Source organism: Variovorax gossypii, from assembly GCF_003965815.1.
Classification (GTDB): Bacteria; Pseudomonadota; Gammaproteobacteria; order Burkholderiales; family Burkholderiaceae_C; genus Variovorax; species Variovorax gossypii.
This window is the reverse complement of sequence record NZ_RXOE01000002.1, coordinates 1,349,381-1,370,425: the sequence shown is the minus strand read 5'-3', so window position 1 is coordinate 1,370,425 and position 21,045 is coordinate 1,349,381. Positions and strand designations below refer to the sequence as shown.

Here is a 21,045-nt window from a genome sequence, read left to right as displayed (position 1 = left end):
GAAGGGACTGCGGGAAGCCTCAAGCAAGGCCCACGCCCAGGTAGCGGTCTTTCACTTCATGGTCGGCCATGAAGGCTTCGTTGCCGGCCTCGTGCACGATCACGCCCTGCTCCACGATGTAGTGGCGGTCGGCCAGCTGCACGCAGACTTCGAGGTTCTGCTCGACCAGCAGGATCGCCACGCCCGCGGCCTTGATGGTCTTGAGCTGCGCCACGATCTCCTCGACGATCACCGGCGCCAGGCCTTCGACCGGCTCGTCGAGGATCAGCAGGCGCGGGTGGTTCATGAGCGCGCGGCCGATGGCCAGCATCTGCTGCTCGCCGCCCGAGAGCTGCCCGCCGCCGTTGCGCCGCCGCTCCTTCAGGCGCGGAAAGATGCGGTAGATGTCGGCCAGCTGCCAGGGCGACTGGCGCCGCAGGCCGAGCAGCAGGTTCTCTTCCACCGTCAGCAGCTTGAAGATGCCCCGATGCTCCGGCACCAGGCACACGCCGCGCGTGGCGATGCGGTGGGCCGGCATGCCGGCTATGTCGGCGCCCTGGAAGCGCACGCGCCCGCCGGTGGGCGCGACCGCGCCCGCGATGCTCTTGAGCGTGGTCGACTTGCCCGCGCCGTTGCGCCCCAGCAGCGTGACCAGCTCGGCCTCGCCCACGGTCATCGACACGCCCTGCAGCACGTGGCTCTTGCCGTAGTGCGCGTGCAGGCCCTCGACTTCAAGGATGTTGCTCATGCCTTGCCTCCGGTGATCATGTTGCCCAGGTAGGCGGTGCGCACGCGCGCATCGGCACGGATGTCGCCCGGAAGCCCCTCGGCGAGCACGCGGCCCAGCTGCATCACGGTCACGGTGTCGGAGATGTCCATCACGATGTTCATGTTGTGCTCGATGAGAACCACGGTGTGCGCGTCGCGCAGGCCGCGGATCAGCTGCTTCATGTCGTCGAGGTCGTCGATGCCCATGCCCGAGGTCGGCTCGTCGAGGAAGATCGCCTTCGGCCTTGCGGCCAGCGCCATGCCGACTTCGAGGCGGCGCTGCTGGCCGTGCGAGAGCTCGCCGGCCGGCGTGTTCGCCAGGCGCTCCAGGCCGATGCGCTGCAGCACCTCGTCCACGACCTGCGTGCGGGCCAGTTCGCCGACCGGCGCGCGCCAGCAGTTCATGGCCTGGCGCGGCGAAATGCCCTGCGCCGCCACGCGCAGGTTCTCGCGCACCGGCAGGCTCGCGAACAGCGCCGTGACCTGGAACGAGCGCGCCATGCCACGCTGCACGCGCTTGTGATCGGGCTCGCGCGTGACGTCGTGGCCGTCGAACAAAATGCGCCCGCCGGTGGTCATGCCGGTGCCGGTGAGCATGTGGAACAGCGTGGTCTTGCCCGCGCCGTTGGGGCCGATCACCGAGTGCACGGTGTTGCGCCGGATCTTCAGGTCGACCCCGCCGAGCGCGGCGAACTTGCCGTAGTGCTTGGTGACGCCGACGGCTTCGATGAGAACGTCGCTCATGCTTTTTCTCCTTGCGCGGCAGGCGAGACAGGAGCAACAGGCGCGGCCGGAGCCGCCGGCGTCTTGCGGAAGATGCGTTTCCAGGCGCCCTCGCCCAGCCCCCAGAGCCCGCGCTGCATGCCGATGCTCACGCCGATCAGCAGCAGCCCCAGCAGCAGCAGCCAGCGCGGCCACAGCGTGGAGAGCCAGTCGGCCAGCAGCACGTAGAACGCCGAGCCCAGCACGGAGGCGAACAGGTTACCGGTGCCGCCGATCACGGTGATGACCAGGATCATCTCGCTCGTGTGGTACTCGGCGTTCGACAGCGGCGCGATGCCGGTCATCATCGCGTGCAGCCCGCCCGCGAGGCCGGTGACGGCCCCCGAGATCACGAAGGCCAGCAGCTTGAAGCGCTTGAGGTCGTAGCCCACCGCGGCGGCGCGGTCCTCGTTGTCGCGGATGGCCAGCAGCGTGCGGCCGAAGACCGAATCGGTCACGCGCAGCAGCAGGCCGAAGGCGACGAGGAACACCACGGCGACGAAGGCGTAGTACTTCCAGGGCGTGTCCATGAAGCCGGGGCGCGGCACGTCGAGCAGGCCGTTGTCGCCGCCGGTCAGGCCGGTGGCGGTGTAGGCAATGAAATAGAACATCTGCGCGAAGGCCAGCGTGAGCATCACGAAGTAGGTGCCACGCTGGCGGATGGCAACCCAGCCCACCACAGCCGCGCCGAACGCGCCCATGGCCACGGCAGCGGCCAGCGCGAGCGGCATCGGCAGCTGCAGCCGCGTGAGCAATATGGCGATGGTGTAGCTGCCCAGCCCGAAGAAGATGCCCTGCCCGAAAGAGAGCAGCCCGGTGTAGCCCAGCAGCAGGTTGCAGCCCAGCGCGGCCAGCGCGTAGATGAGCACCTCGCTCGCGAGCGAACCCGAGCTCAGCACCAGCGGCAGGCCCAGCACGGCGATGAGTGCCAGGAGGAAAGTGATTTTTCTCGGCATGGCGTGTCCGTTCATGCTTTCCGGCCGAGGAGGCCATGGGGGCGCAAGAGCAGCACGGCCGCCATCGCGATGTAGACCATCAGGCTCGCACCCGGCGGCCAGATGGTGCTCATGAGGCTTTGCACGATGCCGATCAGCAGCCCGCCCACGAGCGCGCCGCCGAAGCTGCCGAGCCCGCCGATCACCACGACCACGAAGGCCACGGCCAGCGCTTCCACGCCCATGAAGGGCTCGGCGCCGCGGATGGGCGCGGCCAGCACGCCGGCCAGCGCCGCCGTGGCCGCGCCGAGCGCGAACACCAGGCTGAACACGCGGAACACGTTGATGCCGAGCAGCGACACCATCTCGGTCGACTCGCTGCCCGCGCGCACCGCGCTGCCCAGGCGCGTGCCTTCGAGCACCCACCACAGCAGCACCGCGAGCACGGCGGTGAAGCCGATCACGAAGAGCCGGTACTTGGGATAGACGAACGAGCCCCACATGACCACGCCCTGCAGCAGGTCGGGCGTGGCGACGCTGTTGCCCAGCGGGCCCCAGAACACGATCACGATCTCCTGCACCGCGAGCGCCAGGCCCACCGTGACGAGGATGTGGAACTCATGCGCCTTGGCGTACACGCGGCGCAGCAGCAGTTTCTCGGCCAGCCAGCCCAGCGCGCCCACGAAGAGCGGCACCAGCACCAGCGCGAGCCAGAAGTTCATGCCCCATTGAAGGGCCTGGAAGCAGAGATAGGCGCCCAGCAGGTAGAAGGCCCCGTGCGCGAAGTTCACGAAGCGCAGCAGGCCGAACACGATGGACAGGCCGACCGCCAGCAGGAAATACAGCATGCCGATGCCGATTCCGTTGATGGTCTGTAGCAGGTAGACGGACATGGGAGTCGAGGGGTACGCGCAGGTACGTGCGGGCGGACCGGGGCCCCGCCGCACACCGAGCGGGTGCGGGCGAAGGCATCGGTCCGGGCGGCGTCAGGCCAGCTTGCAGCCCGTCTTGTCTACCGGGAGGAAGGACTTGCCCGAGCTGACCACGTCGACGTAGTCCGCCGCGTCCTTCATCTTCGACTTGGCCTTGCCCTTGAGCAGGTAGTAGTCCTTCACCACCTGATGGTCGGCCCTGCGGATTTCCTCGCTGCCCGTGAGCCCGTCGAACTTCATGCCTTCGAGCGCGGCGATGACCGCCTTCTGGTCGACCGAGCCGGCCTTCACGATGCCGTCGATCAGGATCTTGGTGCAGATGTACGAGCCGGCGAGGCTGTAGTTGGGCACGATCTTGAGCTTGTCGGCGGTGCGCTTCACAAGGTCCTTGTTGAGCGGCGTGTCGGCGGTGTGCCAGTACTGCGCGCCGAAGTAGACGCCGTCGCACAGGTCGGCGCCCAGCTCGTCGAACTGCTCGAGCCCCGAAGCCCACGCCATCAGGATCGTCATGTTCTTGTGCATGCCGAAGCTCACCGCCTGGCGCAGCGCGGCCGACGACTGCGCGCCGAAGTTCAGCAGCAGCAGCACGTCGGGCTTGGCGGCCATGGCGTTGGTGAGGTAGCCGCTGAACTCCTTCTCGGTGAGCGAGTGGTAGCTGTTGCCCACGTGCTCGATGCCCTTCTCCTGGAAGATGTTCTTGGCGGCGCTCAGCAGGCCGTCGCCGAACACGTACTGCGGCGTGATCGTGTACCAGCGCTTGGCCTTCGGCATGGAGGCGATCAGCGGGCGCACCGTCTGTTCGATCGCGCCGAAGGTGGGCACCGACCAGCGGAAGGTGGCGGGGTTGCAGTCCTTGCCGGTGATCTCGTCGGCGCCGGCGGTGGTGATGAAGAGGCCGCCGGCCTTCTCGGCCTCCTTGCCCATGGCCAGCGCTTCCGACGACAGGATGCCGCCGGCGAAGAACTTCGCGCCCTGCTGCTGCGAGGCTTCCTGCACCTTGCGCACCGCCGTGGCCGGCTTGCCCTCGGTGTCGAGCACCGTGTAGGCCAGCGGACGCTTCAGCACGCTGCCGTACTGCTCGATGGCCAGCTTCATGCCCAGGTCGGCGAACTTGCCGTTGGCGGCGAAGGCTCCCGACATCGGGACCGGGCAGCCGAAGCGGATCGCCTCGGCCGATTGTGCGAAGGCGGCGCGGCCCGCGAGCAGCGAGGCGGGGGCAGCCGACAGGGCGGCCAGCTGAAGAAGTTGTCTGCGTTGCATGAGTTCTCCGGTCGTGGTGGGAAGTAAGGAAAAGGGACGCCAGCGATCGCGGCGAATTTAAGCGGATAAATTGGATTAATATGTTGGTAAAAACCCGCTAGCAACAGCCGTGCCAAAATCTGCGGCGCTCCCCTTGGGGCCCAATACCTGCTTACAGGTCACCTTCTGTTTTTCCATCGCTCCGAACGCATGAATTCGTCTCCATCTGATCGTGAAATGCCGCGGAACCGGCTTTGCCGGGCCGCTGGCATTGCCCCCGGCGAGGGGATGGGCGAAACGACACGAAGTGCGCGGAGCCTGGGGGTGAGCGAATGAAAGTGGGGCAGAACCGTCCCAAGCGGCAAAAGCTCTCGGACGTCATCGTCGAAGACGTCAAGCGCTGGATCGTGGCGGAGCGCAAGCAGCCCGGCGACCGGCTACCGAACGAGAAGGAACTGATCGAGCTTTTCGGCTATTCGAAGAGCACCGTGCGCGAGGCGCTGAAGGCGCTGGAGGTGCGCGGCCTGATCTCCATCCGCACCGGCCCCGGCGGCGGGGCCTACCTGCAGCAGGTGTCGGTCGAGCACGCCTCGGAGCCGCTGCGCAACTTCCTGCACTTCCACCATCTCGACGGCCATCACATCTACCAGCTGCGCAAGGCGCTGGAGCCCGAGCTCGCCGTGAGCGTGGTGGGCAAGCTCACGCCGGAGCAGTTCGAGAAGCTGGAAGAGAACGTGCGGCTGTGCACGGTCGAGCCGACCGGCGAGGACGAACTGCGCGCCCAGCGCGAAGCCGAGCTGGCCTTCCACACCATGCTGGCGGAGAGCTGCCCCAATCCGGTGCTCTCATTCATGTGCCGCTTTCTCAACGACCTGCTGCGCGACCTCGTCGTCTACAAGAAGGCGCTCGACCATCATCACTTCGGCGAAGCGAACGTCGACTACCACACGCAGCTGCTGGCCGCCTACCGCAGGGAAGACGCCGACGAGGTGCGCCGGCTGATGACCGAGCACATGGTCGACGCGGAGCAGCACATGCACGAGATGGAGGCGCACATCGGCGCCAAGCACCTGCTGCTGCCGAGCGGGCAGCGCTGACCCGCTGACCGCTACTTCCGGTGCGCCTGCTCCAGGCACTCCTGGAACGCCAGCACCGCCCGTGACGGCTTCGGCGAGCGCCGCAGCAGGCTGACGAAGCGGCACGCATAGTTGAAGCGCGCCGGCAGCACCGCCTTCATGAGCCCGCGCTCTTCGAACACCTGCGCGTAGTGGTCGGGCAGGAAGCCCAGGAAGCGCCCCGAGAGAATCAGCGTCGCGATCGCCTCCTGGTCGAAGCCAGTGGCCATGCGCGAGAGCTTCGCGCGGTGGCTCAGCTCCATGTTGGGCGAGTGGTAGCCCAGCCCCGCGAAATGATGTTCGCGCAGCCGGGCCCAGGTGAGCTTGTCGTGGCTCACGCCGAAGAGCGGATGCCCCGCGCCGCAGTACAGCAGCATGGTCTCGTCGAACAGGTCGGCATAGACGAGGCTCTTGGAGGCGCGGTGCGCCGGAATGATGCCGATCTGGAAATTGCCCTCCAGCACCCCCTGCTCGATGGCGTTGATCGAGCCCACGTGCACGGCAAGCCGCACCTCGGGCGCGATCTCGGTGAAGCGCGCGATCGCCTCGCCGATGCGGGCCTGCGGGTTGGTCGCGGTCTTGTCGAACAGCGCCACGTCGAGCTGCCCGCCCATGCGGTTGTGGATGTCGTCGATGCTGCCGCGGAAGGCGTCGACCGAGGCCAGCAGGCGCAGCGTCTCGTCGTACACGCGCTGCCCCTCGGCCGTGAGCGCGAAACCCGCCCTGCCCCGGCGGCACAGCACCAGTCCGAGGCGCGTTTCCAGGTCCTTCACGTGGCGGCTCACGGTGGAGGTGCCGATGTTCAGCTCCAGCTCGGCGGCAGCCATGCCGCCGCAGTCGACCACGCTCTTGAACACCTTGAGCAGGCGCAGGTCCATGTCGCTGAGCTGCCCCAGGACGGCGCGGTTGCGGGCACCGCTTTGGGTACCGGCTTCGGTGGCGGTTCGGGCTTTGGCCTTTACTTGCATGAAACGTCAAGTGAACATTGATATTGCGCCATTCTCCACACTGAAGGCTCTGCGAACAATCGGCGCATCCCATCACCCCCGGAGCCCGCCAGCGCGGGAAACGCCATGACCATCGCAACGCCCGTCACCGAATCGACGCCCGCCGTGCGCACCGACGCCGCCTGGCTCGACGCGCACTGGATGCCCTACACCGGCAACCGCAACTTCAAGGCCGATCCGCGGATCGTCGTGGAGGCCAAGGGCGCCTACTTCACCGACTCCGACGGCCGCAAGATCTTCGACGGCCTCTCGGGCCTGTGGTGCTCGGGCCTGGGCCATGGTCGCCCCGAGATCACCGAGGCGGTGAGCCGCCAGATCGCCAAGCTCGACTACTCGCCCGCCTTCCAGTTCGGCCACCCGCTCTCCTTCGAGCTGGCCAACAGGATCAAGGACATGACGCCCGCCGGCCTCGACTACGTGTTCTTCACCGGCTCGGGTTCGGAGGCCGCCGACACCTCGCTGAAGCTGGCGCGCGCCTACTGGCGCACCAAGGGCCAGGCGAGCAAGACCCGCCTGATCGGTCGCGAGAAGGGCTACCACGGCGTCAACTACGGCGGCATCTCGGTCGGCGGCATCGCGGCCAACCGCAAGCTCTTCGGCCAGGGCGTGGAGGCCGACCACCTGCCGCACACGCAGCTCGCCTCGAATGCCTTCACGCGCGGCATGGCCGACAACGGCGCCGAGCTGGCCGACCGCCTGCTCGACATCATCGCGCTGCACGACGCATCGAACATCGCGGCCGTGATCGTCGAGCCCTTCGCGGGCTCGGCCGGCGTGGTGATCCCGCCCAAGGGCTACCTGAAACGCCTGCGCGACATCTGCACCGCCAACAACATCCTGCTGATCTTCGACGAGGTCATCACCGGCTTCGGCCGCTGCGGCGCGCTCACCGGCGCCGAGGCCTTCGGCGTGACGCCCGACATCATGAACATCGCCAAGCAGATCACCAACGGCGCGCAGCCCATGGGCGCCGTGGTCGCGAGCAAGGACATCTACGACACCTTCATGGCGGCGGGCGGCCCCGACTACATGCTCGAGTTCCCGCACGGCTACACCTACAGCGCGCACCCGGTGGCCTGCGCCGCCGGCATCGCGGCGCTCGACGTGCTGCAGAAGGAAGACATGATCGGCCGCGTGCAGGCACTGGCACCGCACTTCGAGAACGCGGTGCACAGCCTCAAGGGCAGCAAGCACGTGACCGACATCCGCAACTACGGCCTCGCCGCCGGCCTCACGATCGCAGCACTGCCGGGCGAGCCCGCGCGCCGCCCCTACGAGATCGCGATGAACTGCTGGAAGAAGGGCTTCTACGTGCGCTACGGCGGCGACACCATCCAGCTCGCCCCGCCCTTCATCGCAGAGAAGGCCGAGATCGACCGGCTGGTGAACGCACTGGCCGACGCGCTGGCCGAAACGGCCTGATCCTTTAGCGCTACAGGGGCCGCCGCACCGCCGACCAGGCGACGGCCCGTGAGCGGCGCGGTCCTACACCCCCGCGGCCCGCAGGTTCCCAGAATCTGCCGGGCTGCCGATGACAACGCTGCAAACAGACATCCCCGCCCGCCTCGACCGCCTGCCCTGGTCGCGCTGGCACTGGCGCGTGGTGATCGCGCTGGGCGTGGCCTGGGTGCTCGACGGGCTCGAGGTCACGCTGGTGGGCTCCATCGGCGCGGTGCTGGAGCGGCCCGACACGCTGGGGCTCACGGCCGGCGAGATCGGGCTGTCGGGCTCGGTGTACGTCGCGGGGGCGGTGCTCGGCGCCCTACTCTTCGGCCGGATGACCGACCGGCTCGGGCGCAAGAAGCTCTTCCTGATCACGCTGACGGTCTACACGGTCGGCACGCTGGCCACGGCCTTTTCTCCCGACTTCGCATTCTTCGCGCTGTGCCGCTTCGTCACCGGGCTTGGCATCGGCGGCGAGTACGCGGCCATCAACTCGGCCATCGACGAGCTGATTCCGGCGCGCGTGCGCGGGCGCGTCAACCTCGCGATCAATGGCAGCTTCTGGATCGGCGCGGCGCTGGGCGCGGCGCTCAGCCTGGTGCTGCTCGACGCGCGCGTGATCGGGCCCGTGTGGGGCTGGCGCGCCGGCTTCGCGCTGGGCGCGGTATTGGCGGTGGCCATCCTGCTGGTGCGGCGCCACGTGCCCGAGAGCCCGCGATGGCTCGTCGCGCATGGGCGGGCCGAGGAGGCGAAGCGCATCGTCGAGCGCATCGAGGCGGAGGTCGAGGCGCAGCACGGGCCGCTGCCGGCGCCGCAGGGCTTCGTCGTCAACTACACCGCCGCGCGGCCCGAGAGCCCGCCGATGCGCCAGGTGGCGCGCGTGCTGTTCAAGCGCTACCCGCAGCGCAGCGTGGTCGCGCTGGCGCTGATGATTTCGCAGGCCTTCTTCTACAACGCGATCTTCTTCACCTACGCGCTGGTGCTCACGCGCTTCTACGGCGTGCCCGAAGGCAGCGTGGCGCTCTACATCTTTCCCTTCGCGCTGGGCAACGTGCTGGGGCCGCTGCTGCTGGGCCCGCTGTTCGACAGCGTGGGCCGGCGCCGGATGATCGCGCTGACCTATGTGCTCGCGGGCGTCGGCCTCGCGCTCACGGGCTGGGCCTTCATGCAGGGCTGGCTCGATGCGCGCGGGCAGGCGCTGTGCTGGTCGGCGGTGTTCTTCCTGGCATCGGCCGCGGCGAGCTCGGCCTATCTCACGGTGAGCGAGGTGTTTCCGCTGGAGATGCGGGCGATCGCCATCGCGATCTTCTACGCGGTGGGCATGGGCGCGGGCGGCTTCGCGGCGCCGCTGCTGTTCGGCCTGCTGATAGAGACAGGCAGCCGCGGCGCGGTGATGGTGGGCTACTGCATCGGCGCCGGGCTGGTCATCGTGGCAGGGCTGCTGGCGTTGCGCCATGCGGCGGACGCGGAACGCAAGCCGCTGGAGGAAGTGGCGCCGCCGCTGTCCTCGGAGGCCGGCGGCGAGCGCTGAGCTGCTCCGCTGCCTCTAGAGCGCGCAGGTCCTGAAGCCGATGAAGCCGTCGTCGCGCCCGGGCAAGGCGAAGTCGCGGCGGCGCGGCGACCGCAGGCGCGCACGCGTCGCGAACGAAGCCCCGCGCAGCACGCGTGCCCGTCCGAAGGCGGCGGCCGGATCGAACTCGGTGCCGGCGCTCCACGGGTCGGCCCGGTAGCCGGGCCAGGGCTGCAGGGTGCCCGCGGTCCACTCGTGCACGTCGGCCCAGCGGAAGCCGCGGCGCGCCGCCGTGTGCGCGGCGATCTCCCATTCGACCTCGGTCGCCACGCGCCGCCCGGCCCAGCGCGCCCAGGCGTCGGCCTCCCACCAGCTCAGGTGCACCGCGCTGTGGTGGCCGGCTGCGCGCACGGTTGCGCCGAAGCGCTGCTGCAGCACCGAGCCGCCGGTGCCGTTGCGCGCCGCGCCGATCTGCTCGACATGGCGCGGCCCGCGCCGCCCCTCGATCTGCGCCGAGAGCCAGCGCCAGCCTTCGCCGTGCCAGAGTTCCTCGCGGTCGTAGCCGCCGTCCTCGACGAACTCGATGTACTGGTTCCAGGTGACGGGCTGGGCGTCGATCTCGAACTCGGGCACGTCCACCCGGTGCGCCGCGCGTTCCTGCGCGAAGGCGAAGCCGCTTTCGGGCATGCCCAGCTCCCAGCGCGTGGCCGGCAGCAGCAGCGGCTCGCGCGTGACGGCGATGGGCGCCTGCTCGACGCCCAGCGGCAGCCCCATGGTCTGCGCCATCACCACGAACTGCTCGCCGCGCATGTCCTCGTGGAACAGGGCGAGGCGGTAGAAATACAGGCCGGCGTCGGTTTCTGCGGCGTTGTCGAGCAGCTCGAGCGTGCTCTCCAGGGTTTCGAGCAGGTAGGCCTTGGTCTGCGAGAGGTCCGGCAGGTCGGGCGGCCAGCGGCGCCCCGGGCCTGAGTGGGCCGGATTCCACCAGTCGTCGGCCCCCGGGTCGATGGCGGCCAGCCGCGTGGGCCGCATCGGGCAGTCGGCGCCGAACGCCCGCTGGGTGTTGCGCCCGATCCACCATTCGGCGAACCAGCCGATGTGGCCGGCCAGCCAGGCCGCGGGCACCACGCCGTCTTCCTCGGGCTCCGGCGGCCGGGAGAGCGCCTCGGAGCCCAGCGCCTGTTCGTAGAGCGACAGCAGGTGCAGCGTATGGTTGCGCGCGTCGATCAGCGCCAGCGACAGCAGCTCCTTGCCGGCCCGGCACATGTCGGGCGAATCGATCGAATGGGGCTGGCCAGCTGCGCCCGAAGGCGTGGAAGGCGGAAGACGCGAAGACATGGAAGATTATGGCGACCGGCCACCCGCCCCGCCGGCCGCCCGGCCCGCATTCCGGGTAAACCCCTCCCCAGGTTGCAAGGCAATACAAAGGTTCACCGGGGTAACATCGCGGGCTTTGCGCAGCCCCCACCAGGGGCCGGCGCTCCATCATCGGGATTCGTGGGAGACACCCCCTTGTCTGCATTCCTCAAGTTCGCGACCGGCATGGACTGGATCAGCGAAAAACTCGGCAAGATCGCCGGCTACGCCGTCCTCGCGGCATCGCTCATCTCGGCCGGCAACGCACTCATCCGCTACGGGCTCGACTTCAGCAGCAACTCCTGGCTGGAGATCCAGTGGTACCTGTTCGCCGCCACCGTGATGCTGGGCGCCCCCGTGGTGCTGCGCTTCAACGAGCACGTGCGCGTGGACATCATCTACGGCAAGCTCAAGGGCTACGGGCCGGTCTACGTCGACCTCTTCGGCCTCATCTTCTTCCTGCTGCCGGTGATGGGCCTCTTCACCTACCTCACCTGGCCCTTCTTCTGGAACATGTGGGTCACAGGAGAGATGTCGGGCAACATCGGCGGCCTCATCCGCTGGCCCGCTGCGCTGCTGATGCCCGTGGGCTTCGCGGCGATGTTCCTGCAGGGCGTCTCGGAAATCATCAAGCGCATCGCCTACCTGCGCGGCCTGATCGAGATGGACACGCACTACGAGAAGCCGGTGCAGTGACGGGCGCAGTTCTTCGCGCGCCTTCCGCCATCGCCCTCTCCCGCACCGCAGGATAAGTAGAAATGCACATGGAAAATTTCGCCCCGATCATGTTCGCGGGGCTCGTGGTGATCATGCTGATCGGCTTCCCGGTCGCGTTTTCGCTCTCGGCCCTCGGCCTGATCTGCGGTTTCTTCGCCATCGAGATGGGCTGGTTCCCGGCCGGCTTCATGGCCAACCTGCCGCTGAACGTCTTCGGCATCCTGTCGAACGAGACGCTGCTCGCGATTCCGTTCTTCACATTGATGGGAGCCGTACTGGAGAAATGCGGGCTGGCCGAGGACATGCTCGACTCCATGGGCCAGCTCTTCGGCCCGGTGCGCGGCGGCCTCGGCTACTCGGTGATCATCGTGGGCTTCATCCTCGGCGCCATCACCGGTACGGTGGCCGGCCAGGTGATCGCGATGGCGATGATCTCGCTGCCGATCATGATGCGCTACGGCTACGACATGCGCTACTCGACCGGCGTGCTCGCCGCGTCGGGCACCATCACGCAGCTGGTGCCGCCCTCGCTGGTGCTGATCGTCATGGCCGACCAGCTCGGCACCGACGTCGGCCAGATGTACAAGGGCGCCTGGGGTCCGTCGATCCTGCAGGTGCTGATCTTCGCGATCTACACCTTCATGGTCGGGCGCATCCGCCCGCACTTCGTGCCGGGCCTGCCGGCCAGCGCGCGCACGCTCAACGGCTGGGCGCTGTGGGGCAAGTGCCTGCGCGGCATCATCCCCTCGGCCATCCTGATCTTCGCGGTGCTCGGCTCGATGGGCGGCCTGCCCTTCATGGACAAGGCCATCGCCACCCCGACCGAAGCCGGCGCCATGGGCGCGGTGGGCTCGCTGGTCCTCGCGCTGATCCACCGCCGCCTGAACTGGCAGCTGCTGAAGGATGCCATGGAAGGCACCATGCGCCTGACGGCCATGGTGGTGTTCATCCTGATCGGCTCGCGCGTGTTCTCGCTGGTGTTCCAGGGCGTGGACGGCGCCAAGTGGATCGAGCACATGCTGTCGGGCCTGCCCGGCGGCCAGGTCGGCTTCCTGATCGCGGTGAACATCTTCGTGTTCTTCCTCGCGTTCTTCCTCGACTTCTTCGAGATCGCCTTCATCATCCTGCCGCTGCTGGGCCCCGTGGCCCACAAGCTGGGCATCGACATGGTGTGGTTCGGCGTGCTGCTGTGCGTGAACATGCAGACCTCGTTCATGCACCCGCCCTTCGGCTTCGCGCTGTTCTATTTGCGAGGCATAGCGGACACGCTCTTCAAGAACGGGGCGCTACCCAAGAAGGTGGAGTCGCGCGACATCTACCTGGGCGCCGTGCCGTGGGTGGCGATGCAGCTGCTGCTGGTGGCCATCGTGATCTTCTTCCCGCAGACGGTCACCGTGTTCCTCGAGAAGGAAAAGGTCGTCGACATCGACAAGGTCAACCTCGACATGCCGGTGGAAGAGCAGCCCAGCTCGCCCGACAACAACGGCGTGAACATGGAAGACCCGTTCGGCAACGAGAAGAAGGACGAGTCCTCCACTCCGCCGCCGTCCACCGATGCGCCGCCGGCTTCCGGTGAAGCCACCAAGCCGTGAGCGACCAAGCCCGCGGCCCCGCTGAAAAACCAAAACAACAAGACAACGACAACAGCCCCGGCGACGAAGCAGCCGGGGCCATCATCGAAAGCCCCGCCTTCCCGCCGCTGCTGCGCACGCTGGCGGTGGTGCTGGTGATCGATCTCTTCGTCTTCGCCGCCTGGAGCCTGCCCTCGCTGCGCACGGCCGACTGGTCAGCCAGTGCGCTGGTGGTGATGGGCATCGCGGCGCTGTGCGTGGTGTGGGTCGGCTACTGGATCGTCTACAGCCGCACCCGGCTCGAAGGCGACGTGCTGGTGCAGACGTGGCTCTGGGACAAGCGCGTGAGCGCGCAGGAAGTGGCGCAGCTCAAGCTGGTGCACATCCGAATGCTGGAGCGCGTGATCGCGCCGCGCCTGCTGGTGCGCCGGCGCTTCGGCGGCATGACGTGGTTCCACTCGGCCGACGCAAGCGTGCTCGTCGCCTTCGGCGAGCAGGTGGCGAAGCGCTCGATACCGCCATCGCCGCCGCAGACGTAGCAGCAGCGCCTTATCGGTGGAGCAGCCGCTCCATCGCTTCGCGGATGGCCCGCGGCTTTTCGACACCGTCGCCGACAGCCGGGCAACTGGCCGCCTGCGCCCTCTCCTTGCCCTTCGGCCCCACCGTGGCGTGGAGCCGCTCGCAGTCGCAGCGCAGCCGCCCCTTCAAAGCCTTGGTGCGCGCATTGCGCAGCTCGGCCACCCAGCACGAATCGCCGCAGCCGCACGAGCGGTATTCGAGCACCTCGCCCGGCGTGTTCCACGGCAGCGTGTAGCTACCCGTGCCGCCGGCGGCCTGGGCGCCCGAAGCGAGCATGGCCATGAACAGCATCGCGGCGAAAGACGGCATTCGGGGCATCGGGAGAGTTCTGGAGATTGGAGAGCGAAGCATCGACGAAAAAAAGCCCCGCCGATACCGGCAGGGCTTCCATCCTGTTCAAGACGAGGCTCCGTGAAGGCGCCGCTGCCTCCTACAGCTTCTGCTGCTGCATGAAGCGGTCGAAGGTACCTTCGGTGTAGCGGAACCAGGCGTTCTGGTCGGCCAGGAATTTCGACCAGTCGCCGTAGATCTTCTTCCACTCGGGGTTGGTGTTGTTCAGGTCCGAGTAGATCTGCTGGGCCGACTTGAAGGCGGCGTTCATCACGTCCTGCGAGAACGGGCGCAGCTTGGTGCCCGAGCCGACGAGCTGCTTCAGCGCGATCGGGTTCTTGGAGTCGTACTTGGCCGTCATCGTGATGTTGGCGTGCGAGGCAGCCGCCTCGACGATGGCCTTGTACTCGGCCGACAGGCCTTCCCATGCCTTGGTGTTGATGTAGAAGTCCAGCTCGGGGCCGCCTTCCCACCAGCCGGGGTAGTAGTAGAACGGGGCGATCTTGTTGAAGCCCAGCTTCTGGTCGTCGTACGGGCCGACCCATTCCAGGCCGTCCAGCGTGCCCTTCTCGAGCGCGGGGTACAGGTCGGCGCCGGGAATGGATTGCGGGATCACGCCGAAGGGCTCGAGCACCTTGCCGGCGAACGGGTTGGTGCGGAACTTCAGGCCCTTCAGGTCGGCGACCGACTTGATTTCCTTGCGGAACCAGCCGCCCATCTGGGCGCCGGTGTTGCCGCCCGGCAGGTTGATGATGTTGTACTTGGCGTAGAAGGCGCGCATCAGCTTCAGGCCGTTGCCTTCGTACATCCAGGCGTTCTGCTGGCGGGTGTTCATGCCGAAGGGCACCGCGCAGCCCAGGCAGAAGGTCGGGTCCTTGCCGTAGAAGTAGTACGGAGCCGTGTGGGCCATTTCGACCGAGGCGTTCTGCACGCCGTCGACCACGCCGAACGCGGGCATCAGCTCGCCACCGGCATGCACGGAAATCTGGAACTTGCCGCCCGTCATGTCGCTGACGCTCTTCGAGAACACCTCCGCGGTGCCGAAGATGGTGTCCAGCGACTTGGGAAAACTCGACGCCAGGCGCCAGCGAACGGTGGCTTGCGCGTGAACCGCGGGGGCGATGCCGGCAGCCAGAACGCCCGCGATGCCGGCGTTTTTGATGAGGGAACGACGATCCATTAGATAGCTCTCCGAGTTCTTTGAAAAAACGAAACGCGGCTTGTGACCGCGTTGGGGACTTTTGTGTAAGTCCCGGGGATTGTAAAAACGCGCTTACACGCCCCGGGGCGGGTTTACCCTGCGCTGTTGCTGCTGCCGCGAACGAAGCGCTCACGGATCGACGCCTCGATGCCGATCGCGTCCAGCCCGATCGATGAGAGCAGCTTCGCCGGATCGCCATGCTCGATGAAGCGGTCGGGCAGGCCCAGCTGCAGCACCGGCTTCTGCACGCCGGCCGCCTGCAGCGCCTCGAGCACCGCGCTGCCCGCGCCGCCCATGAGCGCGCCCTCTTCCAGCGTGACGATGGCATCGTGCGTGCCCGCCACCTTCAGCAGCAGCTCGACGTCGAGCGGCTTGGCCCAGCGCATGTTCACCACCGTGGCGTCTAGCGACTCCGCTGCCGTGAGAGCCGGGTACAGCAGCGTGCCGAAGGCCAGGATGGCGATGCGCTGGCCCTCGCGGCGGATCTCGCCCTTGCCGAACGGCAGCGCGTCGAGCGTGAGGTGCGGCGCGACGCCGGCGCCCGAGCCGCGCGGATAGCGCACGGCCACGGGATGGTTCTGCTCGTAGGCGCTGGTCAGCAACTGGCGGGTTTCGCGCTCGTCGGCGGGACACGCGATGCTCATGTTCGGGATGCAGCGCAGGAACGGGATGTCGTAAGCGCCCGCGTGCGTCGCGCCATCGGCACCCACGAGGCCCGCGCGATCGAGCGCGAACACCACCGGCAGGTTCTGGATGGCGACGTCGTGGATCAGCTGGTCGTAGGCGCGCTGCAGGAAGGTCGAATAGATCGCGACCACCGGTTTCAGCCCCTCGCAGGCCAGGCCGGCGGCGAAGGTCACGGCATGCTGCTCGGCGATGCCGACGTCGTAGTAGCGATCGGGGAAGCGCTTCTCGAACTCGACGAGGCCCGAGCCCTCGCGCATCGCGGGCGTGATGCCGACGAGACGGCCGTCTGCGGCGGCGGTGTCGCACAGCCACTGGCCGAACACCTGCGTGAAGGTCTGCTTGGGCGCCGAGGCCGGCTTGACCAGCCCCACCTGCGGATCGAACTTGCCCGGGCCGTGGTAGGCCACCGGATCGGCCTCGGCCAGCTTGTAGCCCTGCCCCTTCTTCGTGACCACATGCAGGAACTGCGGGCCGTCGAGGTGCTTGAGGTTCTCGAGCGTGGGCACCAGCGAGTCGAGGTCGTGGCCGTCGATCGGGCCGACGTAGTTGAAGCCGAACTGCTCGAACAGCGTGGCCGGCACGACCATGCCCTTGGCATGCTGCTCCAGCCGCTTGGCCAGCTCGAACAGTGGCGGCGCGTTGCGCAGCACGCTCTTGCCGACGTTCTTGGCGGCGGCGTAGAAGTTGCCGCTCATCAGCTGCGCGAGATAGCGGTTGAGCGCGCCCACCGGCGGGCTGATCGACATGTCGTTGTCGTTCAGGATCACGAGCAGCTTGCAGTCGCACACGCCCGCGTTGTTCAGCGCCTCGAAGGCCATGCCGGCCGTGAGCGCGCCGTCGCCGATGATGGCCACGGTGTAGCGGTCCTCGCCCTTCTGCTTGGCGGCCATGGCCATGCCCAGCGCCGCCGAGATGCTGGTCGACGAGTGGGCGGTGCCGAAGGTGTCGTACTCGCTCTCGGTGCGCTGCGGAAAGCCCGAGATGCCGCCGATCTGGCGCAGCGTGGGCATGCGCTCGCGCCGGCCCGTGAGGATCTTGTGCGGATAGGTCTGGTGGCCCACGTCCCACACCAGCCGGTCGTGCGGCGTGTTGAAGACGTGGTGCAGCGCGACCGTCAGCTCGACGGTGCCCAGGTTGGAACTCAGGTGGCCGCCGGTGCGGGAGACGTTGTCGAGCACGCAGGCGCGCACCTCGTCGGACAGCTGGCGCAGCTGGGCCCGGTCGTATTTGCGGATGGGCGAAGGGTCGTGGAGTGTGGGAAGCAGCGGTGCAGCCATGGGGGAAGGTTTGTTCTTTGCTCAGCGGTCGCGGTCGACCACCATGTGGGCCAACGCGCGCAACGCGGCGGTGTCAGCCAGGCCGCTACGTTCGAGCGCGGCGAGCGCGTCGGCCAGCAGCTGGCGGGCCTGGGCGCGGGCGCCGTCGAGGCCGAGCAGCGACACGTAGGTGGGCTTGTCGGCCGCGGCGTCCTTGCCGGCGGTCTTGCCCAGGGTCTGCGAATCGGCCGTGACGTCGAGGATGTCGTCGACCACCTGGAACGCGAGGCCGATGGCCGCGCCGTAGTCGCGCAGCGCGGCCAGCGCCGTAGCACTCACCGTGCCGCAGGCGGCGCCCATCTCGACGCTGCCCTGCAGCAGCGCGCCGGTCTTCAGGCGGTGCATTTCGCGCAACTGCGCTTCGTTCAACGCGACGCCGACGCTGGCCAGATCGATGGCCTGGCCGCCGGCCATGCCCTGGCTGCCGGCGGCGCGCGCGAGCAGGCGGCACAGCTGGGCCTGGGTGGCGGTGGGAATCTCGTCGCCCTCGGGTGTCAGCAGCTCGAAGGCCAGGGCCTGCAGCGCGTCGCCGGCCAGCAGGGCGTCGGCCTCGCCGAACTTCACGTGCACCGTGGGCTTGCCGCGGCGCAGCACGTCGTTGTCCATGCACGGCAGGTCGTCGTGCACCAGCGAATAGGCGTGGATCAGCTCGGTGGCGCAGGCCGCGCGCAGGGCGGCAGCCTGGTTGCCGCCGACGGCCTCGCTGGCAGCCAGCACCAGCAGGGGCCGCAGTCGCTTGCCGCCGTCGAGCACGGCATAGCGCATGGCGTCGCCCAGGAGCACCGGGGCATCGACGCCGACCCAGCGCGACAGCGCCGATTCGACGTTCGCCAGGTGGGGCTCGCTCCAGCCGGCGAGCGTGCGGGCGTCCCAGTGGCCGGAATTCAACGTGGCGGCGCTCATTCAGGCGTCCAGACCTTGAGGCTGCCCGAATCGAGCACCTTGATCTGGTCTTCGACCGCCTGCAGCTTGTCGCGGCAGAAGGCGAGCAGCGCCGCGCCGCGCTGGTAGCTCACGAGCAACTGGTCCAGGGGCAACTGGCCCGATTCGAGTTCCGCAACCAATTGCTCCAGTTCCTGAAGCCCGGCTTCGTAACTGGCAGGCAGCGGACCCGTGTCGGGCGTTGCCGCCGGGCTGGACGAGGAAGGAGGGGGCACCTTGGGCATGCAAGCGAAACGTGGGTGAAACGGGGCATTTTAGGACCGGGACCGGAACAAATGGCGGGCGGGCCGCCCCCCTGCCCTCGCGGAGGCTGATCGCACATTGCGAAACGGCGCGGGAAGCCCCGGGGGGCGAAAAAATGGCCCCGGGTACAATGCGAACTTCTCTCGTTGACGACGTTCAACACTGCTCCGGGCCGCCGAATCCTCATGGCGGCGCCTTCCGTTCTTTTCTTCCTTTTCTCCCTGTGGGGAGCTTGGTCAGGTCCTCCATGTCTGATTTAAGTCTTCAACTGCAGCAGGCCGCGAGCCAACTTCCAGTTTCCGCGTATTTCGACGAGGCGCTCTATGCCCGCGAAATGCAGAACCTTTTCTCGCGAGGGCCCCGCTATGTCGGCCATCGCCTGGCCGTGCCCGAAATGGGCGACTTCCACACCCTGCCCCAGGAGCACCAGGGCCGTGCGCTCGTCCACACGCCCAAGGGCGTGGAGCTGATCTCCAACGTCTGCCGCCACCGCCAGGCCCTCATCCTGCAGGGCCGCGGCCAGCTCGAAAGCCAGTCGGGCGGCAACATCGTCTGCCCTCTGCACCGCTGGACCTACGCCGCGAGCGACCCGCGCACCACCGGCACGCTGATCGGCGCCCCCCACTTCGAGCAGGACCCCTGCCTGAACCTGCACAACTATCCGCTGACCGAATGGAACGGCCTTCTGTTCGAGAAGAACGTCGACGGCTCCGGCCCCGACGTGGCGGCCGACATGGCGGGCCTCGGCCCGCAGGCCGACCTGGATTTCAGCGGCTACGCGCTCGACCGCGTCGAGCTGCACGAGTGCAACTACAACTGGAAGACCTTCATCGAGGTCTACCTCGAGGACTACCACGTCGGCCCGTTCCACCCGGGCCTGGGCAGCTTCGTCACCTGCGACGACCTGCGCTGGGAGTTCAAGCCCCGCTATTCGGTGCAGACGGTGGGCGTGGCCAACCGCCTGGGCCGCGCGGGCAGCCCGGTCTACCAGAAGTGGCAGGAGCAGCTGCTCAAGTACCGCGAGGGCAAGCCGCCGAAGTACGGCGCCATCTGGCTGACCTACTACCCGCACGTGATGGTCGAGTGGTATCCGCACGTGCTCACGGTGTCGACCCTGCACCCCGTGAGCCCGACGAAGACGCTCAACATGGTCGAGTTCTTCTACCCCGAGGAAATCGTCGCCTTCGAGCGCGAGTTCGTCGAGGCCCAGCAGGCCGCCTACATGGAAACCTGCGTGGAAGACGACGAGATCGCCGAGCGCATGGACGCCGGCCGCCGCGCGCTGATGCTGCGCGGCGACAACGAGACCGGCCCCTACCAGAGCCCGATGGAAGACGGCATGCAGCAGTTCCACGAGTGGTACAGAGCTGCCATGCAGCAACCGGCCTGAACCCGAGCCCCTTTCCGCCCCGCATTTGCCGGGGCTTTCTTTTTTCTTGATCCGGATTCGAAACGATGCAAGCGCTGTGGATGGTGCTGGGGGCCTTCCTGTTCGCCACGATGAGCGTGGTCGTGAAAGTCGCCTCGGCGTGGTTCAACAGCGGCGAGATGGTGCTCGGGCGCGGTCTGATCGGCATCGTCTTCCTCTGGCTGCTGGCGCGCAACCGCGGCGTGCCGCTGGCCACGAAGTACCCGGGCATGCACGCCTGGCGCAGCACCATCGGCGTGGTGTCGCTCGGCGCGTGGTTCTATGCCATCGCCCACATGCCGCTGGCCACGGCCGTCACGCTCAACTACATGAGCAGCGTGTGGGTCGCGGCCTTCCTGGTCGGCGGCGCGCTGCTGGCCTGGGTGCCGGTGCCCGGGCGTGACGGCCGCGTGGAGCGCCCGCCGCTGCAGGGCACGCTGGCGATGACGGTGCTCGCGGGCTTCGTGGGCGTGGTGCTCATGCTCAAGCCCACCGTCAACGGCAACGAAGGCTTCGCGGGGCTGCTGGGACTGCTGTCGGGCCTGACGGCCGCCTTCGCCTACATGCAGGTGGTGGCGCTGTCGCGCATCGGCGAGCCCGAGCTGCGCACGGTCTTCTACTTCGCGGTCGGCTCTGCCGTGGCCGGCGGCATCGCCACGGCATTCACCGGGTTTTCGGGCGGCGGCTCCTGGACGTGGCAGCATGCGCTATGGCTGCTGCCCATCGGCCTGCTCGCGGCGCTCGGACAGCTCTGCATGACCCGCGCCTACGCCACCGCCAAGACGCAGGCCGGCACGCTGGTGGTCGCCAACCTGCAGTATTCGGGCATCGTGTTCGCGGCGTTCTACGGCGTGGTGCTGTTCGACGACCGCATCGACTCCGCCGGCTGGGCGGGCATGGCCCTTATCATCGCCAGCGGCATTGCTGCAACCGTGTTGCGACAACGGGCGGTGCCCAAGGCGCCGGCCGAGGAACACTGAAGCACGCAACTGCATTTCCAGATCT

General features: G+C 67.8%; 20 protein-coding genes. 8 read left to right on the top strand and 12 right to left on the bottom strand.

Annotated features, from left to right (window positions below):
- Positions 1 to 19: 19 nt before the first annotated feature.
- The 5 genes from EJP69_RS13930 to EJP69_RS13910 form a co-directional block, all read right to left on the bottom strand.
- The gene (locus EJP69_RS13930) at positions 20 to 727 is read right to left on the bottom strand and encodes an ABC transporter ATP-binding protein (protein WP_093301133.1); all 708 of its coding nucleotides are present in this window, start codon (positions 725 to 727) and stop codon (positions 20 to 22) included.
- Positions 724 to 1,491, bottom strand: a complete 768-nt coding sequence (locus tag EJP69_RS13925) for an ABC transporter ATP-binding protein (protein WP_093198990.1) — start codon at positions 1,489 to 1,491, stop codon at positions 724 to 726. Before EJP69_RS13925 ends, EJP69_RS13930 begins: the two co-directional genes overlap by 4 nt.
- Positions 1,488 to 2,465 carry a branched-chain amino acid ABC transporter permease gene (locus EJP69_RS13920; protein WP_126470686.1) on the bottom strand — a complete coding sequence of 326 codons (978 nt, stop codon included), beginning with the start codon at positions 2,463 to 2,465 and terminating at the stop codon, positions 1,488 to 1,490. Before EJP69_RS13920 ends, EJP69_RS13925 begins: the two co-directional genes overlap by 4 nt.
- A gap of 11 nt (positions 2,466 to 2,476) precedes the next feature.
- Positions 2,477 to 3,337 carry a branched-chain amino acid ABC transporter permease gene (locus EJP69_RS13915; RefSeq protein ID WP_093198984.1) on the bottom strand — a complete coding sequence of 287 codons (861 nt, stop codon included), beginning with the start codon at positions 3,335 to 3,337 and terminating at the stop codon, positions 2,477 to 2,479.
- A gap of 93 nt (positions 3,338 to 3,430) precedes the next feature.
- Positions 3,431 to 4,636, bottom strand: coding sequence for an ABC transporter substrate-binding protein (locus EJP69_RS13910; RefSeq protein WP_126470684.1), 1,206 nt, complete (start codon positions 4,634 to 4,636; stop codon positions 3,431 to 3,433).
- 311 nt (positions 4,637 to 4,947) lie between these two features.
- Between EJP69_RS13910 and EJP69_RS13900 the strand changes: the two genes are divergently transcribed.
- Positions 4,948 to 5,712, top strand: a complete 765-nt coding sequence (locus EJP69_RS13900) for a FadR/GntR family transcriptional regulator (protein WP_093198978.1) — start codon at positions 4,948 to 4,950, stop codon at positions 5,710 to 5,712.
- 11 nt (positions 5,713 to 5,723) lie between these two features.
- On the opposite strand, the gene EJP69_RS13895 is transcribed toward EJP69_RS13900, so the two are convergent.
- Positions 5,724 to 6,698, bottom strand: a complete 975-nt coding sequence (locus EJP69_RS13895) for a LysR family transcriptional regulator (RefSeq protein WP_126470680.1) — start codon at positions 6,696 to 6,698, stop codon at positions 5,724 to 5,726.
- A gap of 105 nt (positions 6,699 to 6,803) precedes the next feature.
- On the opposite strand from EJP69_RS13895, the gene aptA reads away from it, so the two are divergent.
- Positions 6,804 to 8,159 carry an omega-aminotransferase AptA gene (gene aptA / locus EJP69_RS13890; RefSeq protein WP_093301141.1) on the top strand — a complete coding sequence of 452 codons (1,356 nt, stop codon included), beginning with the start codon at positions 6,804 to 6,806 and terminating at the stop codon, positions 8,157 to 8,159.
- Between the two features lie 109 nt (positions 8,160 to 8,268).
- A complete protein-coding gene (locus tag EJP69_RS13885) occupies positions 8,269 to 9,711 on the top strand; it encodes an MFS transporter (RefSeq protein WP_126470678.1) in 1,443 nt (480 codons plus the stop codon).
- Positions 9,712 to 9,726: 15 nt separating this feature from the next.
- Here EJP69_RS13885 and EJP69_RS13880 read toward each other — a convergent pair whose 3' ends face one another.
- On the bottom strand, positions 9,727 to 11,028 hold the full coding sequence (locus EJP69_RS13880) for an SUMF1/EgtB/PvdO family nonheme iron enzyme (protein WP_093198968.1): 1,302 nt from the start codon (positions 11,026 to 11,028) through the stop codon (positions 9,727 to 9,729).
- A gap of 174 nt (positions 11,029 to 11,202) precedes the next feature.
- Here EJP69_RS13880 and EJP69_RS13875 point away from each other — a divergent pair, with 174 nt between their 5' ends.
- The 3 genes from EJP69_RS13875 (at position 11,203) to EJP69_RS13865 (ending at position 13,873) form a co-directional block, all read left to right on the top strand.
- Positions 11,203 to 11,742 carry a TRAP transporter small permease subunit gene (locus EJP69_RS13875; RefSeq protein ID WP_093198965.1) on the top strand — a complete coding sequence of 180 codons (540 nt, stop codon included), beginning with the start codon at positions 11,203 to 11,205 and terminating at the stop codon, positions 11,740 to 11,742.
- Positions 11,743 to 11,804: 62 nt separating this feature from the next.
- Positions 11,805 to 13,355 carry a TRAP transporter large permease gene (locus EJP69_RS13870; RefSeq protein ID WP_093198960.1) on the top strand — a complete coding sequence of 517 codons (1,551 nt, stop codon included), beginning with the start codon at positions 11,805 to 11,807 and terminating at the stop codon, positions 13,353 to 13,355.
- Positions 13,352 to 13,873, top strand: coding sequence for a hypothetical protein (locus EJP69_RS13865; protein ID WP_093301147.1), 522 nt, complete (start codon positions 13,352 to 13,354; stop codon positions 13,871 to 13,873). Before EJP69_RS13870 ends, EJP69_RS13865 begins: the two co-directional genes overlap by 4 nt.
- A gap of 10 nt (positions 13,874 to 13,883) precedes the next feature.
- On the opposite strand, the gene EJP69_RS13860 is transcribed toward EJP69_RS13865, so the two are convergent.
- From EJP69_RS13860 to xseB, 5 genes are all read right to left on the bottom strand, one after another.
- On the bottom strand, positions 13,884 to 14,222 hold the full coding sequence (locus EJP69_RS13860; RefSeq protein ID WP_240652139.1) for a hypothetical protein: 339 nt from the start codon (positions 14,220 to 14,222) through the stop codon (positions 13,884 to 13,886).
- Between the two features lie 121 nt (positions 14,223 to 14,343).
- Complete coding sequence (locus EJP69_RS13855) at positions 14,344 to 15,423, bottom strand: TRAP transporter substrate-binding protein (RefSeq protein WP_093198950.1); 1,080 nt, start codon at positions 15,421 to 15,423, stop codon at positions 14,344 to 14,346.
- Between the two features lie 113 nt (positions 15,424 to 15,536).
- Positions 15,537 to 17,408, bottom strand: coding sequence for a 1-deoxy-D-xylulose-5-phosphate synthase (gene dxs, locus EJP69_RS13850; protein WP_126470674.1), 1,872 nt, complete (start codon positions 17,406 to 17,408; stop codon positions 15,537 to 15,539).
- Between the two features lie 21 nt (positions 17,409 to 17,429).
- The gene (locus EJP69_RS13845) at positions 17,430 to 18,350 is read right to left on the bottom strand and encodes a polyprenyl synthetase family protein (protein WP_126470672.1); all 921 of its coding nucleotides are present in this window, start codon (positions 18,348 to 18,350) and stop codon (positions 17,430 to 17,432) included.
- Positions 18,347 to 18,613 carry an exodeoxyribonuclease VII small subunit gene (gene xseB / locus EJP69_RS13840; RefSeq protein ID WP_007829283.1) on the bottom strand — a complete coding sequence of 89 codons (267 nt, stop codon included), beginning with the start codon at positions 18,611 to 18,613 and terminating at the stop codon, positions 18,347 to 18,349. Before xseB ends, EJP69_RS13845 begins: the two co-directional genes overlap by 4 nt.
- A 266-nt stretch (positions 18,614 to 18,879) precedes the next feature.
- Between xseB and EJP69_RS13835 the strand changes: the two genes are divergently transcribed.
- Both EJP69_RS13835 and EJP69_RS13830 read left to right on the top strand, forming a co-directional pair.
- The gene (locus EJP69_RS13835) at positions 18,880 to 20,022 is read left to right on the top strand and encodes an aromatic ring-hydroxylating oxygenase subunit alpha (protein ID WP_093198941.1); all 1,143 of its coding nucleotides are present in this window, start codon (positions 18,880 to 18,882) and stop codon (positions 20,020 to 20,022) included.
- Positions 20,023 to 20,087: 65 nt separating this feature from the next.
- The gene (locus EJP69_RS13830) at positions 20,088 to 21,020 is read left to right on the top strand and encodes a DMT family transporter (protein ID WP_240652138.1); all 933 of its coding nucleotides are present in this window, start codon (positions 20,088 to 20,090) and stop codon (positions 21,018 to 21,020) included.
- Positions 21,021 to 21,045 lie beyond the last annotated feature (25 nt).

What these genes read in the sequence shown, in the direction of transcription:
- EJP69_RS13930 (WP_093301133.1), bottom strand. Translation starts at nt 727, where the DNA reads ATGAGCAACATCCTTGAAGTCGAGGGCCTGCACGCGCACTACGGCAAG.
- EJP69_RS13925 (WP_093198990.1), bottom strand. Translation starts at nt 1,491, where the DNA reads ATGAGCGACGTTCTCATCGAAGCCGTCGGCGTCACCAAGCACTACGGC.
- EJP69_RS13920 (WP_126470686.1), bottom strand. Translation starts at nt 2,465, where the DNA reads ATGCCGAGAAAAATCACTTTCCTCCTGGCACTCATCGCCGTGCTGGGC.
- EJP69_RS13915 (WP_093198984.1), bottom strand. Translation starts at nt 3,337, where the DNA reads ATGTCCGTCTACCTGCTACAGACCATCAACGGAATCGGCATCGGCATG.
- EJP69_RS13910 (WP_126470684.1), bottom strand. Translation starts at nt 4,636, where the DNA reads ATGCAACGCAGACAACTTCTTCAGCTGGCCGCCCTGTCGGCTGCCCCC.
- EJP69_RS13900 (WP_093198978.1), top strand. Translation starts at nt 4,948, where the DNA reads ATGAAAGTGGGGCAGAACCGTCCCAAGCGGCAAAAGCTCTCGGACGTC.
- EJP69_RS13895 (WP_126470680.1), bottom strand. Translation starts at nt 6,698, where the DNA reads ATGCAAGTAAAGGCCAAAGCCCGAACCGCCACCGAAGCCGGTACCCAA.
- aptA (WP_093301141.1), top strand. Translation starts at nt 6,804, where the DNA reads ATGACCATCGCAACGCCCGTCACCGAATCGACGCCCGCCGTGCGCACC.
- EJP69_RS13885 (WP_126470678.1), top strand. Translation starts at nt 8,269, where the DNA reads ATGACAACGCTGCAAACAGACATCCCCGCCCGCCTCGACCGCCTGCCC.
- EJP69_RS13880 (WP_093198968.1), bottom strand. Translation starts at nt 11,028, where the DNA reads ATGTCTTCGCGTCTTCCGCCTTCCACGCCTTCGGGCGCAGCTGGCCAG.
- EJP69_RS13870 (WP_093198960.1), top strand. Translation starts at nt 11,805, where the DNA reads ATGCACATGGAAAATTTCGCCCCGATCATGTTCGCGGGGCTCGTGGTG.
- EJP69_RS13860 (WP_240652139.1), bottom strand. Translation starts at nt 14,222, where the DNA reads ATGCCGTCTTTCGCCGCGATGCTGTTCATGGCCATGCTCGCTTCGGGC.
- EJP69_RS13855 (WP_093198950.1), bottom strand. Translation starts at nt 15,423, where the DNA reads ATGGATCGTCGTTCCCTCATCAAAAACGCCGGCATCGCGGGCGTTCTG.
- dxs (WP_126470674.1), bottom strand. Translation starts at nt 17,408, where the DNA reads ATGGCTGCACCGCTGCTTCCCACACTCCACGACCCTTCGCCCATCCGC.
- EJP69_RS13845 (WP_126470672.1), bottom strand. Translation starts at nt 18,350, where the DNA reads ATGAGCGCCGCCACGTTGAATTCCGGCCACTGGGACGCCCGCACGCTC.
- xseB (WP_007829283.1), bottom strand. Translation starts at nt 18,613, where the DNA reads ATGCCCAAGGTGCCCCCTCCTTCCTCGTCCAGCCCGGCGGCAACGCCC.
- EJP69_RS13835 (WP_093198941.1), top strand. Translation starts at nt 18,880, where the DNA reads ATGTCTGATTTAAGTCTTCAACTGCAGCAGGCCGCGAGCCAACTTCCA.
- EJP69_RS13830 (WP_240652138.1), top strand. Translation starts at nt 20,088, where the DNA reads ATGCAAGCGCTGTGGATGGTGCTGGGGGCCTTCCTGTTCGCCACGATG.